This is a genomic window from Pseudomonas sp. WP18 (genome assembly GCF_036689585.1).
In the GTDB taxonomy this organism is placed as follows: domain Bacteria; phylum Pseudomonadota; class Gammaproteobacteria; order Pseudomonadales; family Pseudomonadaceae; genus Aquipseudomonas; species Aquipseudomonas chlororaphis_E.
Genome location: NZ_CP144758.1, coordinates 5,591,781 through 5,607,881 on the forward strand (window position 1 = coordinate 5,591,781; position 16,101 = coordinate 5,607,881).

Annotated in this window: 13 protein-coding genes; 6 read left to right on the forward strand and 7 right to left on the reverse strand. The window is 63.2% G+C overall.

The features are described 5' to 3' along the window. Window positions 1-84 precede the first annotated feature (84 nt). On the reverse strand, window positions 85-2,172 hold the full coding sequence (locus V5F23_RS24915) for a mechanosensitive ion channel family protein (protein ID WP_042729461.1): 2,088 nt from the start codon (window positions 2,170-2,172) through the stop codon (window positions 85-87). Between the two features lie 200 nt (window positions 2,173-2,372). Here V5F23_RS24915 and V5F23_RS24920 point away from each other — a divergent pair, with 200 nt between their 5' ends. From V5F23_RS24920 to V5F23_RS24935, 4 genes are read left to right on the forward strand one after another with little or no spacing between them, the layout of a single operon-like run. Continuing rightward, on the forward strand, window positions 2,373-3,299 hold the full coding sequence (locus tag V5F23_RS24920; protein WP_338496898.1) for a DUF72 domain-containing protein: 927 nt from the start codon (window positions 2,373-2,375) through the stop codon (window positions 3,297-3,299). Further along, window positions 3,296-4,108 carry an endonuclease/exonuclease/phosphatase family protein gene (locus tag V5F23_RS24925; protein ID WP_053144071.1) on the forward strand — a complete coding sequence of 271 codons (813 nt, stop codon included), beginning with the start codon at window positions 3,296-3,298 and terminating at the stop codon, window positions 4,106-4,108. The genes V5F23_RS24920 and V5F23_RS24925 overlap by 4 nt, the downstream gene beginning before the upstream one ends. Beyond that, window positions 4,105-5,403: a cardiolipin synthase ClsB gene (gene clsB / locus V5F23_RS24930; RefSeq protein WP_047736374.1), complete on the forward strand. Its 1,299-nt coding sequence runs from the start codon at window positions 4,105-4,107 to the stop codon at window positions 5,401-5,403. The genes V5F23_RS24925 and clsB overlap by 4 nt, the downstream gene beginning before the upstream one ends. Next, complete coding sequence (locus V5F23_RS24935; RefSeq protein ID WP_042732723.1) at window positions 5,390-6,391, forward strand: lysylphosphatidylglycerol synthase domain-containing protein; 1,002 nt, start codon at window positions 5,390-5,392, stop codon at window positions 6,389-6,391. Before clsB ends, V5F23_RS24935 begins: the two co-directional genes overlap by 14 nt. A 150-nt stretch (window positions 6,392-6,541) precedes the next feature. On the opposite strand, the gene V5F23_RS24940 is transcribed toward V5F23_RS24935, so the two are convergent. The 3 genes from V5F23_RS24940 to V5F23_RS24950 form a co-directional block, all read right to left on the reverse strand. Next, a complete protein-coding gene (locus V5F23_RS24940; protein ID WP_338496901.1) occupies window positions 6,542-7,300 on the reverse strand; it encodes an alpha/beta fold hydrolase in 759 nt (252 codons plus the stop codon). Continuing rightward, complete coding sequence (locus V5F23_RS24945) at window positions 7,290-8,399, reverse strand: DUF3182 family protein (RefSeq protein WP_047736377.1); 1,110 nt, start codon at window positions 8,397-8,399, stop codon at window positions 7,290-7,292. Before V5F23_RS24945 ends, V5F23_RS24940 begins: the two co-directional genes overlap by 11 nt. A gap of 338 nt (window positions 8,400-8,737) precedes the next feature. Beyond that, window positions 8,738-9,733, reverse strand: coding sequence for a GlxA family transcriptional regulator (locus V5F23_RS24950; RefSeq protein ID WP_212803081.1), 996 nt, complete (start codon window positions 9,731-9,733; stop codon window positions 8,738-8,740). A gap of 98 nt (window positions 9,734-9,831) precedes the next feature. Here V5F23_RS24950 and V5F23_RS24955 point away from each other — a divergent pair, with 98 nt between their 5' ends. Then, a complete protein-coding gene (locus V5F23_RS24955) occupies window positions 9,832-10,389 on the forward strand; it encodes a cysteine hydrolase family protein (RefSeq protein ID WP_123579612.1) in 558 nt (185 codons plus the stop codon). Window positions 10,390-10,458: 69 nt separating this feature from the next. Here V5F23_RS24955 and V5F23_RS24960 read toward each other — a convergent pair whose 3' ends face one another. Both V5F23_RS24960 and V5F23_RS24965 read right to left on the reverse strand, forming a co-directional pair. Continuing rightward, complete coding sequence (locus tag V5F23_RS24960) at window positions 10,459-10,971, reverse strand: single-stranded DNA-binding protein (RefSeq protein ID WP_042729629.1); 513 nt, start codon at window positions 10,969-10,971, stop codon at window positions 10,459-10,461. A 9-nt stretch (window positions 10,972-10,980) separates the two neighbouring features. After that, window positions 10,981-12,378 (reverse strand): MFS transporter, encoded by a 1,398-nt coding sequence (locus V5F23_RS24965; RefSeq protein WP_042729628.1) that lies wholly within the window; start codon window positions 12,376-12,378, stop codon window positions 10,981-10,983. 179 nt (window positions 12,379-12,557) lie between these two features. On the opposite strand from V5F23_RS24965, the gene uvrA reads away from it, so the two are divergent. Beyond that, complete coding sequence (gene uvrA, locus V5F23_RS24970; RefSeq protein WP_042729627.1) at window positions 12,558-15,392, forward strand: excinuclease ABC subunit UvrA; 2,835 nt, start codon at window positions 12,558-12,560, stop codon at window positions 15,390-15,392. 108 nt (window positions 15,393-15,500) lie between these two features. Here the strand turns inward: uvrA and bfr are convergent, their stop codons facing one another. Continuing rightward, window positions 15,501-15,965, reverse strand: a complete 465-nt coding sequence (gene bfr, locus V5F23_RS24975) for a bacterioferritin (RefSeq protein ID WP_003176400.1) — start codon at window positions 15,963-15,965, stop codon at window positions 15,501-15,503. Between the last annotated feature and the right edge of the window lie 136 nt (window positions 15,966-16,101).

Here is a 16,101-nt window from a genome sequence, read left to right on the forward strand (position 1 = left end):
TGCATTTCCCTGTGAAGATGCATTTCCCTGTGGGAGCGGGCTTGCCCGCGAAGGGGCCATCAGCATCACCCCACGCCGATGCCACTATCGAGGTCGCTCGGGCAACGCTTCCTCTTCCCCGGGCTCTTGCACCAAGCGCTTCGGCAACATCACCTGCTGTGGATAAGTCTGCGCGAAGTGCACCGCCGGATGGTTATCCACAAGCTTCTTCAAGCGTTGGTTGAACGCCCGGCTCACCGCGTACTGCCCACCGGACACCGTACGGAACTGGGCGGTGAGGACCACGCCGTTGAGGTCCATCCGGTCGACGCCGAACACATCCAGCGGCCCTTGCAGGTTGAACTTGAGGAACGGGTCCTCGGAAATCGAACGCCCGGCTTCGCGAATCAGCTCGATGGCCTCCTCGACATCGGTGTCGTAGGTGAACTGCACGGAGAAAAACGCAAAGGCGAATTGCCGCGATTGATTGGTCACGGCCTTGATCTGGCCGAACGGCACCGAATGCACGAAGCCCTTGCCGTCGCGCAGGCGCAGGGTGCGAATGGTCAGGCCCTCGACGGTGCCAGCGTGACCGGAGTCGAGCACCACCCAGTCGCCGATGGACAGCGTGTCCTCGATGATGATGAACAGGCCGGTGATGACGTCCTGCACCAGTTGCTGTGAACCGAAGCCGATCGCCAGCCCCACGACCCCGGCACCGGCCAGCAACGGCGCGACGTTGATCCCCAGGTTGGCCATGGTGGTGATCGCGCAGATCACCACCAGGATGATTTTCGCCGCGTTGCGCAACAGCGGCAGGATGGTCTTGATCCGCGTGCTGGGCTGGCGGGCGCCACGCTTGTTCAGCGGCGGCTTCAAGGCTTCCTGGATCGCCGTATCGAGCACCACCCACATCAGCCAGGTCACCAGGAAGATCAGGCCGATGCGGCTCAGGGAATCGCTGATCGCCCGCCCCACGGCGTTGCGCGAGGCGAACTCGAACAGCGAGATCCCCCAGATCCGCCCGAGGACTTCAATGAAGACCACGGCCAGGACAATTCGCAGCAACGCGTGCAACAGGCTCAGCAGCCGCCCCTTGTAGGCGCTGCTGCGCTGGATGGCCTCGGCCTTGGGCGACTTGAAGACGTGCTGGAACACCGTGCTGAGAAACACCGTCGCAATCAGCAGGATGGTTGTGAACAAGGCACAACGCAGGGCTTTCTGGTTGTCCTCGCCGACGCCGATCAGGCTCACCGCCGACACCAGTACCATCAGCAGGATCGGCCAGTACCAGAGCCCGGAAAAAATCCGCAGCGACTCCTGCAAGGCCGGTTGCTTCAAGCGCTGGGCCAGGGATCGGTTGCGAATCAGGTGGGCCACCGGGCGCCGCAGGCGAATCACCAGCCAGCCAAAGATCATCGACGCCAGCAGGCCGGTGAACACCGCGACGCTGCTGGTGATGTTGCCGCCCAGTTGCCGGGCGATCTGCGGGCTGGTCAAGGCATCGCTGAGGGCGGCGAGAAAGCCGATCATGAACAGCGGCCGGGGGCTCAGGTGCCGGATGATCGCCACCGCCCGGCGCTTGTGCCCGGCGTTGAACATCACGATGACGCACAGCAACACCGAGGTGGAGAAAATGCCGCTGCTGGTGGCGTAGGCAAAGCACAGGGCCAGGGCCCGGCCGACCGAGACCTGCAGGAAGTGACTGACATACAGGGTCAACGGCAGGCAAAGCAGTGCCGGGACGGTGTAGGGCAACACGTAGCCGAGCACATCCCGAACCCGCTGGCGCGTGCGCAGCCAGCGACCCCCGCCAAGGCGCCGCACCAGTAGCCGCGCGCCCGACCAGAGCACGGCAAACGCGCCGATCCAGACACCCGACAGCAACAGGAAATCCCCCGTCACTCGCCAGGACGAACGGGCCGTCTGGTCCACCAGCCGGTCCACCTCATCCGCCGCCCGATCCGCCCGCAGGCGCCAGGCATCCACCAGACTCTGGTTGAGGTCGAGCTTGTCCTGGACGTCGTCGATGCTCGAACTGATGGCGCCGAGCAGGCCGCCCTGGACCAAAGGTTCGGGCTCTGCAGGGGCTTCACTGGGCGCGGCAGTGCCGGGAATGGCGGCTGCGCCGTAGGCGATGCTGCCGGTCAGCGCCAGCAATACCAACAGCAATACACGGCTCAATCGAGACAACACGCGAGGCTCCTTGATGGGAATCGGTAAGGAACTGATCCCTATCGGGCGAGCAAGTTCGCTCCACGGGTCAATACACAACCCTGTGGCCACAGAAAGCCTTGCCGCGTCCACCGGGCACCTGCCCGAAACTTTCTGCCTCGCCTGACAGTCATCAACAAGACACCAGCGGTACGAGGTCAATGGCACGGGAGGGACACATGACGGCGATCCACATTGGTATTTCCGGTTGGCGCTACACGCCTTGGCGGGGGGACTTCTACCCGAAGGGGCTGACTCAAAAACGCGAATTGCAATTCGCCTCGCGAGCGGTCAACAGCATCGAAATCAATGGATCGTTCTACGCCCTGCAACGCCCCGAACGCTATGCCCAGTGGTATGCCGAGACGCCGTCCGGCTTCGTGTTCAGCGTCAAGGCGCCCCGCTTCATCACCCACATCAAGCGCTTGCGCGAGGTGCACAAACCGCTGGCCAACTTCCTCGCCTCCGGCGTGCTGGAGCTCAAGGAGAAACTCGGCCCGATCCTCTGGCAGTTTCCACCGAGCTTCAAATTCGACCCCGAACTGTTCGAGGACTTTCTCAAGCAGCTGCCCCACGACACCGAAGGCGCCGCGACCCTCGCCCGCGAGCACGAACCGCGCCTGGACGGCCACGCCAGCACGACGGCGGATAAAAAACGCCGGTTGCGCCACGCCGTCGAGATCCGCCACGACAGCTTCATCGACCCGCACTTCATCACCCTGCTCAGGCGTTACGACATCGCCCTGGTGATCGCCGACACCGCCGGCAAATGGCCCTATCGGGAGGACGTCACCAGCGACTTCGTCTACCTGCGCCTGCACGGCGCCGAAGAGCTGTACGCCAGCGGCTATACCGACGCGGCGTTGAAGCGCTGGGGCGACCGGATCCAAGCCTGGAGCCACGGCACGCAGCCGGACGACGCGCACCTGATCGACCCGCAGAAGCAACCTCGAGCCCGCAAGAGCCGTGAGGTGTTCTGCTACTTCGACAACGACATCAAGGTCCGCGCGCCCTATGACGCGCGCCACTTGCTGGAGCGCTTCGACCTGGACAAGGACCTCGCCACCGCACCCGGCGTGCGCCCGGCCGAGGGAGTCCTGGCATGAACATTACCCAGTCCACCGAAGCGACCCGCGAGCCCGACCAGGACACCCGCCGAGACCTGGTCCCGACCCAGCGTTTCACCGTGCTGACGGTCAACACCCACAAAGGTTTCACGGCCCTGAACCGCCGCTTCATCCTGCCGGAACTGCGCGAAGCGGTGCGCAGCGTCTCCGCCGACGTGGTGTTCCTGCAGGAAGTCCACGGCACCCACGAACACCATCCCCAGCGTTTCGCCAACTGGCCGAGCATGCCCCAGTACGAATTCCTGGCCGACAGCCTCTGGCCGCAGTTCGCCTATGGGCGCAATGCGGTGTACCCGGCGGGCGACCACGGCAACGCGCTGCTGTCGAAATTCCAGATCGTGCACCATGAAAACCTCGACGTGTCCATCAGCGGCCATGAAAACCGCGGCATGCTCCACAGCGTGTTGCGCCTGCCCAGCGGCGATGGGCCGCAGATCCATGCCATCTGCGTTCACCTGGGGCTGCGCGAAAGCCATCGGGTCGCGCAGTTGAAGCTGCTTTGCCAGCGCTTGAGCGAACTGCCGCCCGAGGCCCCGGTGATCGTCGCCGGCGACTTCAACGACTGGCGCGGCAAGGCCAGTGACTTGCTCGAACCCGCCGGCCTGCGTGAAGTGTTCACCGAACAATGGGGCAAGCCGGCCCGCAGCTTCCCGGCGCGCCTGCCGCTGTTGCGCCTGGACCGCATCTACGTGCGCAACCTCAAGGCCCGTCACGCCCAGGTGCTGAATGTCAGGCCCTGGTCGCACCTTTCAGACCACGCACCGTTGTCGGTGGAGATCGAACTATGAGCGCGACGATGAACAAGGCGACGGTGGAGCAGGTCGAGGCTCCGCCCACCGAGCGCAACCCGGCACTGGTGGACGTCGAATACGGCTGGCACGGCAACAACCGCGTCACCTTGCTGGAGAACGGCGAGGCGTATTTCCCCCGGGTGTTCGAGGCCATCCGCCGGGCCGAGAAGGAAGTGCTCATCGAGACCTTCATCCTGTTCGAGGACAAGGTCGGCAACGAGTTGCGCGACCTGCTGGTGGATGCGGCCCAGCGCGGTGTGCGTGTCACCCTGAGCCTGGACGGCTTCGGCTGCGGCGAGCTGACGCCCAACTTCCTCGCCTCGTTGAGCGATGCCGGCGTGCGCCTGCAGATGTTCGACCCCGCGCCTCTTCACTTGGGCATCCGCACCAACTGGTTCCGCCGCCTGCACCGCAAGGTGGTGGTGATCGACGGGGTGATCGCGTTCATCGGCGGGATCAACTTTTCCGCCGACCACCTGGGCGATTTCGGCCCCGAGGCCAAGCAAGACTATTCGGTGGAAATCAAAGGCCCGGCGGTGGTCGACATCCATCACTTCGCCTTGATGCAGAGCGGTCGTCCGGCCCGGGCCAAATACTGGTGGCAACGGCGCCGCAGCCGGCGCAACGAGTTGGCCTTCAGCGATCATGACGGCCAGGTGCGACTGGTCTATCGCGATAACCATGAGCACCAGACCGACATCGAAGAGGTCTACCTGCAAGTGCTGCGCAGCGCCAAGCGGCGCGTGGTGATCGCCAACGCCTACTTCTTCCCCGGCTACCGGTTGCTGCGCGAGATCCGCAACGCGGCACGGCGCGGGGTGGAGGTGCGGCTGATCCTGCAGGGCCAGCCGGATATGATGATCGCCAAGCTCGCGGCGCGGATGCTCTACAGCTACCTGCTCAAGGCCGGCGTGGTGATCTGCGAATATTGCGAGCGACCGCTGCACGGCAAGGTCGCGCTGGTGGACGAGGACTGGAGCACCGTGGGCTCGAGCAACCTCGACCCCTTGAGCCTGTCGCTGAACCTGGAAGCCAATGTGTTGATCCGCGACCGGGCGTTCAACCGCGAGCTGTTCGAGCGCCTCGACTACCTGATCCGCAACCACTGCACGGTCATGCCCAAGGACCACGCCCCACGTGGCCTGCTGTGGCGCATGACCATCGGTTTCATGGTGTTCCACTTCCTACGCCACTTCCCGTCCTGGGCCGGCTGGCTGCCGGCCCATAAACCGCGTCTGAAACCTTTCTCGCCGCCGACGGCGGTTCGGAGCGAACCCCATGAACCACTCTGAGGCGCACACCGCGCCAGCTGATGCCCAGGTCCGGGACGAGCACAAGCCCGCGTCGCGCTGGAGCCGCTGGAAACGGCCGCTGACCCTGGCGTTCTTCCTGCTGTTGATCGTGCTGTTCACAGCCCTGGCCCGGCGCATCGACTGGTCCGAAGTGTTCGACACCCTGGCCGATTTCAAGGTACGGACGCTGGTCATCGCTGCCGCGTTGACGATCACCAGTTTCATCACCTACGCCTGCTTCGACCTGATCGGACGCACCTACATCCGCCAGAAGCTCGGCTGGCGGCAGATTCTGCCGGTGGGGGTGATCAGCTACGCCTTCAACCTCAACCTCAGCGCCTGGGTCGGCGGCATCGCCATGCGCTATCGGTTGTACTCACGGCTGGGCGTCAGCACAGGGAACATCGCCAAAATCCTCGGGCTGAGCCTGGCGACGAACTGGTTCGGCTACATGACCCTGGCCGGCGTGGTGTTCAGCAGTGGCCTGGTAACCATGCCGCCCGGCTGGAAGCTGAGCAGCACGGCCTTGCAGGGCGTCGGCGTGCTGTTGCTGCTGGTGAGCGCCGGTTACCTGCTGGCCTGCCAGTTCTCCAAGCGCCGGGCCTGGACGATTCGCGGCATGGAAATCAACCTGCCGTCGCTGCGCATGGCCGTGCTGCAACTGGCGCTGGGCGCGTTGAACTGGTCGTTGATGGCGGCGGTGATCTTCACCCTGTTGCCGAGCAAGCTGGAGTACCCGGTGGTGCTCGGCGTGCTGTTGATCAGCAGCATCGCCGGTGTCATCACCCACATTCCGGCGGGGCTCGGGGTGCTGGAGGCGGTGTTCATCGCACTGCTGCAACATGAAGTGTCGCGGGGCAGCCTGCTGGCGGGCCTGATCGCCTACCGGGCGATCTACTTCATCCTGCCGTTGTTGATCACCGTGGTGATGTACCTGCTGATCGAGGCAAAGGCCAAGGCATTGCGGGTCAAGCCTGGGGTGAAGTGAAGCCTTGATTGGGAGGTTGTCTGGCCTGGCCCCTTCGCGAGCAAGCCCGCTCCCACATGAGGTTCGTGGTGAGTGCTGATTTGTGGGCCAGTGAAGACTCCGTGTGGGAGCGGGCTTGCTCGCGAAGGGGCCCGCACAGACACCACACCACTACCGCGCCTGGATAATGCTCAACCGCTCTCCCACCACCATTTCCTTGATCCAGTCCACCAGGATCGAGGTGTAGGCCTGTTGTGACACGGGGTCGCTCAAGGCATGGTCGGCGCCGTCGATGATGCGGTGCGTCAGTGAATGGGTCTGCTGGCACGCCGCACGGTAACTCATGATGGTGGCGTGGGGGACGTGGTCATCGGTCTCCGACTCCACCAGCAACACATCACCGCTGAACTGCGAGCACGCATGCAAGGCGCGGTTGGTGCTGGCGTGCACCAGGGTGCTGCGATAATCCAGCAGGTCGCCTTTGTCCAGGTCGCGCTTGGGCGTGTGCCATTGCTCGTCGCGGTACAGCGCCGGCACCCGCAGGGCCAGCCAGCGCACCGGTCGCAGCGAGGTCAGGATCGAAGCCAGGTAACCGCCGTAGCTGGTGCCCACCACGGCAATCGCCGAGGTATCGAGGGCCGGGTGCGCCAGCAGTCGGTCATAGGCCGCGAGCAAGTCCCGCAGGTTATCTTCCCGGGTGACCCGCGACAGCGGGATTCCCGCCCCGCCGGTATGGCCACGCAAATCGAAGGTCAGGCACACGCAGCCAAGGCCAGCGATGCCCTTGGCCCGCTCCAGGTCGCGCTCCTGGCTCCCGCCCCAGCCGTGCACGAACAGCACGCCGGGGACTTTCGATTTGGGGCTCAGGAACGTCCCGTTCATCCGCTCATCGTCGATTTCGATCTGAATGGTTTCGCTTCTAGCCGTCATAGGATTGAACCGTCACGTATTTGAGAAGGAAGTCGCCATTGTGTGCCGCGCCGCGGTACACCTCCCGAGCGCCCTGTGGCAGCGGCTGGTCGATGTAGGTTTCGACCGAAGACACGTTCACGACGGTGGTCGTGGGGTCGTTGACGAACACCTCCAGCGCCGCCAACTCGGCGCTGCTGGCCCCGCCCATGCGCCAGGACTGCTCCAGCACACCGCCGCGCGGCTGGCCGGCGGCATCGAGGCCCTGGGCGATGTCGTAGTTTCTGCGCGAAGCGAAGAAGTTCGGATAGGCCTGGTTGGCCGCATCGTCAAACACCTGCGCCAGGCGCACCGCCTCGCGCACATCGTCGGGCAACTCCAGCTTGAGCAACTCGATGTAGCCGCCCTGCACCACCAGCAGGTCCGAACCGCCATACACCTCCAACCCCTGACTGTCCTCGGTCAGGTGTTGCACACCGCAATAACTCATGACCTTGCCGTTGATGAAGCTCTGGCCGACGCTCTGGGTCTTGACCTGGCTAAGGTTCTGCTCCAGTACCACGCCGTCGCGAAACAACGCCTGGGCCTCGGGGCTGGCGACCACCTCATCGAACTGCGCCAGGCTCTTGATGACCCGTTGATCACGTCCGGCACAGGCATGGATCGGCTTGAGGCGGATCGGCCCGGTGTACAGCAGTTGCTCGGCCGCCGGACGCGCATCCCGCAGGGAAAACACGCTCACGCCATCCAACACGGCGCCTCGGGTCAGCTTGGCGAACAACGGCGACCAGCCTTGGGGCGCCACCGCCTCCTTGTTCAACAGACCGTGGGCGATCGCCTTGGTGCAAATGAAATCATGCTCGACGAAGCCGCCCCACAGGTCATCCGGGCCATTGACCCCCAGGCGCTGCGCGGCGTCGCGGCCGATCAGGGTCTGCGTGGGCAGCAGGTACAAACCTCGCTGGCCGGGCTGCTGCTCGTCGTAGCTGCCACCGTATTCGACGCCGAGGATCTGCGCCAGCCAGCGGGCCAGCGCGCGATTGGTTTGCACCTCGTGAAGCGGTGCATGAGGATTGACCGACAGGGCCACTACCGTTTTGTTGCGATTGACCGACGTCATGCGTTGCCCTTTTACCTGCGCTCGATGGCTGTGGGTAACAGGGGTGCAGAGATCAGGCCAACCGCTTGGCGCGGGACTGGCGGCAAGAAAAACAGGGGGGTTACGGCAACGCTGGTGGCACCTGGCCTGTTTCATTCTGCACGACATGGCACCACGATCCGGCGAATTGCACGATACTCTGAATCGGCGCAGCCTCCTTGTGGCGAGGGGATTTATCCCCGCTGGGCTGCGCAGCAGTCCCAAAGAAGTTGGTGCAGACTTGCCAGGCATATCGCAATGTCAGATTGGGGCTGCTTTGCAGCCCAACGGGGATAAATCCCCTCGCCACAATGAATTTGCTACAGCTTTGAAACGCCGGCCGGCCCCACTCCGAACCGCGCCCGATAATCACTCGGCGCCAACCCGGTGATTTTCTTGAACGTCGCCCGGAAAGCCCCCGGGTCCTGGTAGCCGACGGTCCAGGCAATGTGCTCAATGGTGCCATTGGTGAACTCGAGCATCTCCCGGGCTTTGCCAACCCTCAGGTGCTGACAGTATTGCGTAGGCTTGAGCCCGGTAGCGCTGCGAAACCGGCGCAGGAACGTGCGTTCTTCCAGCCCGGCCTGTTCCGCCATCGCCGCCAGGGAGACATCCACCGCGCCGCTGCCTTGTAACCAGTGCTGGACCTTGAGGATCGCTCCATCGCCATGCCCGAGGATGGGCGCAAAGTTACTGCCGCACTCGCTGGCGCTGTCGCTGTGTTCGATCACCAGAAATTGCGCCGTACGTGTGGCGATACTCGGGCCCAGCAAGCGGTTCACCAGGCGCAAGCCCAACTCCGACCAGGCCATCAGCCCGGCAGTGGTGATCAGGTCGCCGTCGTCGACAATCGGTTTATCGGCCTCGAGCCTGATCTTCGGGTAACGCTCGGCGAAGGACTTGGCCGATGTCCAATGGGTGGTGGCGCTGCGTCCATCGAGCAAGCCGCTTTCGGCGAGCAGGATCGAGCCGACACACACACCGCCCAACACCGTGCCACCGGCGTGCTGCGTTCGTAGCCAATCCATCAGCGCCGGGGACACGAGCCCTTCGCTGAAACCGGCAATGGAGGGCGGAATCAGCAATGCGGCCAGCCTATGCGCCGTGCCGCTTTCGCTGGCGAATACCCGCAGCGGTGCCTGGCCGCTCTCCGCCCGCCAATGGCTCACCAGCAACCGTGGCAACTGCGCGCCGCCCTGCTCGGCCGCAATCCGCTGCGCGACGCCGAACAGATCGGTCAAACCGTGCACCGCCGCCAGTTGGGCGCCGGGGTAAATCAGCACCCCAAGCTCGGCGACCACCCTTTCCTGCGTCATTGTCAGTTTTCCCTCGCTTATTGTCGTTGCGGCCAATCCTCGAATCGACGGCAAACGCCAATACTGGCTTCACCCCTCATTGATCCAAGGAAATCCTCATGTCCAAGCAAGCGCTCATCGTAGTCGATATCCAGAACGACTACTTCCCCCAGGGAAAATGGCCATTGGTCGGTGCCGACAGCGCCGCCGACAAAGCCGCACGGCTGATCGAAGCCTTTCGCCGGAGCGGGGACCGCGTGGTGCACATCCGCCACGAATTCACCTCCGAGGAGGCGCCGTTCTTCACCCCGGGCTCCGAAGGTGCTCAACTGCACCCCAAGGTACGCAATCGCGACGATGAACCGGTGGTGCTCAAGCATTTCGTCAACGCGTTTCGCGACACCGAACTGAAGGCCATCCTCGAACGCGACGGCATCGAACAACTGGTCATCGTCGGCAGCATGAGCCATATGTGCATCGATGGTGCCGCCCGGGCTGCGGCAGACCTGGGCTACGGCGTTACGGTGATCCACGACGCCTGCGCGACCCTGGACCTGGAATTCAACGGCGTCGTCGTGCCCGCCGCCCAGGTGCACGCAGCGTTCATGGCAGCGCTGGGCTTTGCCTATGCGAACGTGGTGAGCACGGAGCAATTCCTGACGGGTAGCCACTCCTGAAAACCTGCGGTCATAAAAAACCGCGCTTCGGGAAACCGAAGCGCGGTCTTGTTTTTAGCGGACAGCCGCTTAGAACGGAATATCGTCGTCGAAGCTGTCGAAATCCGGGGCCGGTTGCGGCGCGGCCTGTTGCGGGGCTGGACGCTCGCGTTGTGGCTGTGGCGCCGCCTGTGGGCGAGGTGCCTGCTGACGGGGGGCCGACTGCTGGTAGTTGTTGCCACCTTGCTGGTCACCCTGTGGACGGCCGCCCAGCAGTTGCATGGTGCCTTGCATGTCCACCACGATTTCGGTGGTGTAGCGCTTGATGCCGTCTTTTTCCCACTCGCGGGTCTGCAGCTTGCCTTCGATATACACCTGCGAACCCTTGCGCAGGTATTCGCCGGCGATCTCCGCCACTTTGCCGAACATCGACACGCGGTGCCATTCGGTCTTCTCGACCTTCTGGCCGGTCTGCTTGTCGGTCCACTGTTCGCTGGTCGCCAGACTCAGGTTGGTCACGGCGTTGCCGTTCGGCAGGTAGCGAACTTCGGGATCCTGGCCGCAAGTACCGACCAATATGACTTTGTTAACCCCACGGGCCATAACGTTCTCCTAGGCTTCGCACGTGGTCGGGGCCGGGTTGTTCACCAGGCGCTCGAGCGTCGCACGATCCAATAATTCGGTGTCCAGTTTGATGTAAACGGCCGCTTCGTCGGCGACCACCACTGCATCGGTTACTCCAACGACGGCCTTGAGGCGCTCGGTCAGGCCTGCTTCGCGGATGGCTTCGGGCGACAACGGCAAGCGCAGGCTCGTCACATACGGAGGTTCGCGCATGGTAACAGCAAAGACCAGCCAAAGTGCAGCCAGTGCGGCACATCCCAGGAAGACAACCGACAAACCGCCGTGCTGGAACAGCCAACCGCCGAGAATCCCGCCCAACGCCGAACCGAGGAACTGGCTGGTGGAATAGACCCCCATGGCCGTGCCTTTGCCACCGGCCGGTGAAACCTTGCTGATCAGCGACGGCAGCGACGCTTCCAACAGATTGAACGCGGTGAAGAACACCACCGTACCGATCACCAGCGCCCGCAGGCTGTCGCCGAACTGCCAGAAGAATAGCTCAGTGAGCATCAGCGTCAGGACGGCACCGAGTAAAACTCGTTTCATTTTGCGTCGCTTCTCGCCGTAGATGATGAACGGGATCATCGCGAAAAACGAAATCAGCAGCGCCGTGAGATAGACCCACCAATGCTGTTCCTTGGGCAAGCCGGCCTTCTCGACCAGCGCCAGCGGCAAGGCCACGAAGCTGGACATTAGCATGGCGTGGAGCACGAAAATACCCAGGTCCAGGCGCAACAGGTCCGGGTGCTTGAGCGTCGGGATCAGCGCCTGGCGCGCCACCCCGGATTCACGGTGCTGCAACGGCCCGGTGGCTCGCGGCACCATGAAGGCGACGATCAGGATGCCCAACAACGCCATGCCGCCGGTGGCCAGGAACAGGCCCGACAGGCCAAACGCCCGGGTCAGCAACGGCCCCACGACCATCGCGACGGCGAACGACAGGCCGATCGTCATGCCGATCATGGCCATGGCCTTGGTCCGATGCTGTTCGCGGGTCAGGTCCGATAGCAATGCCATGACGGCCGCCGAAATCGCCCCGGCGCCTTGCAGGATCCGTCCGGCGATCACGCCCCAGATCGAATCGGCGCCGGCCGCCAGCACACTGCCGAGGGCGAAGACGATCAACCCCAGGTAAATCACCGGACGCCGGCCAATGCGGTCGGAAATGATCCCGAACGGGATCTGGAAAATCGCCTGGGTCAGGCCATAGGCGCCAATCGCCAGCCCGATGAGGGCTGGGGTCGCGCCCGCCAGGTCCATGCCATAGGTCGCCAGCACCGGCAACACCATGAACATGCCCAGCATGCGAAAGGCGAACACCAGGGCAAGGCCGCTTGCTGCGCGGGTCTCGCCGCCACTCATGCGTTCGCTGTGGGGATCGTGCATGGAAAAACCTCATGTGAACCGGCGGCGATTCTACCAGTCCCATCGATTGAGGGGGTATATGGCGACGGTTTGCCGCGCAGTCTTCATGTATGGCGTAAAACTCACTTCCGATAGTGTGCATCCATCCAGTATTTGCCCGTATACTCCTACGTTTTCGACGCCCGCCGAGCGAGGCCACTTTGGACAAGATCCTGATTCGTGGGGCCCGTACCCACAACCTGAAGAACATCGACCTGACCCTGCCACGGGACAAGCTGATCGTCATCACCGGCCTGTCCGGATCCGGCAAATCATCCCTGGCCTTCGACACCCTGTACGCCGAAGGCCAGCGACGCTATGTCGAATCCCTGTCGGCCTACGCCCGGCAGTTCCTGTCGATGATGGAAAAACCCGACGTCGACACCATCGAAGGGCTGTCGCCGGCGATTTCCATCGAGCAGAAATCCACCTCCCATAACCCGCGGTCCACGGTCGGTACCATCACCGAGATCTACGACTACCTGCGCCTGCTGTATGCGCGGGTCGGTATTCCCCGGTGCCCGGACCACGACATTCCCCTGGAAGCCCAAACCGTCAGCCAAATGGTCGACCTGGTGCTGGCCCAGCCCGAAGGCAGCAAGCTGATGCTGCTGGCCCCGGTGGTGCGCGAGCGCAAGGGCGAACACCTGCTGGTGTTCGAAGAACTGCGCGCCCAGGGTTTCGTGCGGGCCCGGGTCAACGGCAAGCTGTGCGAACTGGACGAGCTGCCCAAGCTGGACAAACAGAAGAAGCATTCGATCGACGTGGTGGTCGACCGCTTCAAGGTCCGGGCCGACCTGCAACAGCGCCTGGCCGAGTCCTTCGAGACCGCGTTGAAGCTGGCCGACGGGATCGCCCTGGTGGCGCCGATGGACGACGAGCCCGGTGAAGAGATCATCTTCTCCGCGCGCTTTGCCTGCCCGATCTGCGGCCACGCCATCAGCGAGCTGGAACCCAAGCTGTTCTCCTTCAACAACCCGGCCGGCGCCTGCCCGACCTGCGATGGCCTGGGGGTCAAGCAGTTCTTCGACACCAAGCGTCTGGTCAACGGCGAACTGACCCTGGCCGAAGGGGCGATCCGTGGCTGGGACAGGCGCAACGTCTATTACTTCCAGATGCTCGGCTCGCTGGCGGCCCACTACAAGTTCAGTCTGGACAAGCCGTTCAACGAACTGCCTGCCGACCAGCAGAAGTACATCCTGCACGGCAGCGGCTCGCAAAGCGTGGACTTCAAGTACCTCAACGACCGTGGCGATATCGTCAAGCGCTCCCACCCGTTCGAAGGCATCGTGCCTAACCTGGAGCGGCGCTACCGCGAAACCGAGTCGGCCAGCGTGCGCGAGGAACTGGCTAAGTTCCTCAGCACCCAGCCTTGCCCCGACTGCCGTGGTACCCGCTTGCGGCGCGAGGCGCGGCACGTGTGGGTCGGTGAGAAAACCTTGCCGGCGGTCACCAACCTGCCGATCGGCGATGCCACCGATTACTTCGCCGGCTTGAAGCTCACCGGCCGCCGTGGCGAAATCGCCGACAAGATCCTCAAGGAAATCAGCGAGCGCCTGCAGTTCCTGGTGAACGTGGGGCTGGACTACCTGACCCTCGATCGCAGTGCGGACACCCTGTCCGGCGGCGAAGCCCAGCGTATCCGCCTGGCGAGCCAGATCGGGGCCGGTCTGGTGGGGGTCATGTACATCCTCGACGAGCCGTCCATCGGCCTGCACCAGCGGGACAACGACCGACTGCTCGGCACCCTCAAACACCTGCGGGACATCGGTAACACGGTGATCGTGGTCGAACACGATGAAGACGCCATTCGCCTGGCCGACTACGTCGTGGACATTGGTCCCGGCGCGGGCGTGCACGGCGGGCATATCGTTGCTCAGGGCACGGCTGCCGAGGTCATGGCGCATCCCGACTCCCTGACCGGCAAGTACCTTTCGGGCCGGGTGAAGATCAAGGTCCCGGCCAAGCGCACGCCACGTAACAAGAAGCTGTCGCTGACCCTCAAGGGCGCGCGCGGCAACAACTTGCGCAACGTCGACCTGGAAATCCCGATTGGCCTGCTGACCTGCGTGACCGGGGTGTCCGGCTCCGGCAAATCGACGCTGATCAACAACACCCTGTTCCCCCTCAGCGCCACGGCGCTGAACGGTGCCACCACCCTCGAAGCCGCTGCCCACGACAGCATCAAGGGGCTGGAGCACCTGGACAAGGTCGTCGACATCGACCAGAGCCCCATCGGTCGTACGCCACGCTCCAACCCGGCGACCTACACAGGCTTGTTCACGCCCATTCGCGAGCTGTTCGCCGGTGTACCGGAGTCCCGTTCGCGGGGTTATGGCCCGGGGCGATTCTCGTTCAACGTCAAGGGTGGACGCTGCGAAGCCTGCCAGGGCGATGGCCTGATCAAGGTGGAAATGCACTTCCTGCCGGACATCTACGTGCCTTGCGACGTGTGCAAGAGCAAGCGCTACAACCGCGAAACCCTGGAGATCAAGTACAAGGGCAAGAACATCCACGAAACCCTCGAAATGACCATCGAGGAAGCCCGGGCGTTCTTCGACGCGGTGCCGGCACTGGCGCGCAAGCTCCAGACGCTGATGGACGTCGGTCTGTCATACATCAAGCTCGGGCAGTCGGCGACGACCTTGTCCGGCGGTGAAGCCCAACGGGTCAAGCTGTCTCGCGAGCTGTCCAAGCGCGACACCGGCAAGACCCTGTACATCCTCGACGAGCCGACCACGGGGCTGCACTTCGCCGATATCCAGCAACTGCTCGACGTGCTGCATCGACTCCGCGACCACGGCAACACCGTGGTGGTGATCGAGCACAACCTGGACGTGATCAAGACGGCGGACTGGCTGGTGGACCTCGGGCCGGAGGGCGGCTCCAAGGGCGGCCAGATCATCGCGGTGGGTACGCCTGAGCAAGTGGCCGAGATGAAGCAGTCCCACACCGGCTACTACCTCAAGCCTCTGCTGGAACGTGATCGGGAGTGATCAAGGCCCGGGCATGAAAAAGCCCCTGTCATCTCACCGATGACAGGGGCTTTTTCATGCTCCGCATGGGAATGTATCCAGTGACGCTCTGCCTCCGGTACCCGGCAATCAGAACTGCGACTGCAGGTAATTCTCCAAACCGATCAACTTGATCAAACCCAACTGCTTCTCAAGCCAGTAGGTATGGTCTTCCTCTGTGTCATTGAGCTGGACACGCAGGATCTCGCGGGTCACGTAGTCGTTGTGCTGCTCGCACAGCTCAATGCCCTTGCACAGCGCCGCACGAACCTTGTATTCGAGCCGCAGGTCGGCTGCGAGCATGTCGGGCACCGTGGTGCCGACGTCCAGATCGTCCGGACGCATGCGCGGCGTGCCTTCGAGCATCAGGATCCGACGCATCAACGCATCGGCGTGCTGGGCTTCTTCTTCCATTTCATGGTTGATACGTTCGTAGAGCTCGGTAAAACCCCAATCCTCGTACATCCGCGAATGGATGAAATATTGATCACGGGCTGCCAGTTCACCTGTCAGCAGCGTGTTGAGGTAATCGATTACGTCCGGGTGACCTTGCATCGCCCTACATCTCCACAAGCTTTTAAAGGCTGTAGTTTGAACCAAGCTGACTCCAAGGTCACGGTTCTATCGCAATAAAAGTGAAGAAAATCCGAGAAAACCGGGCTAAATAACGCAAAAACCGCCCTAATGCGGG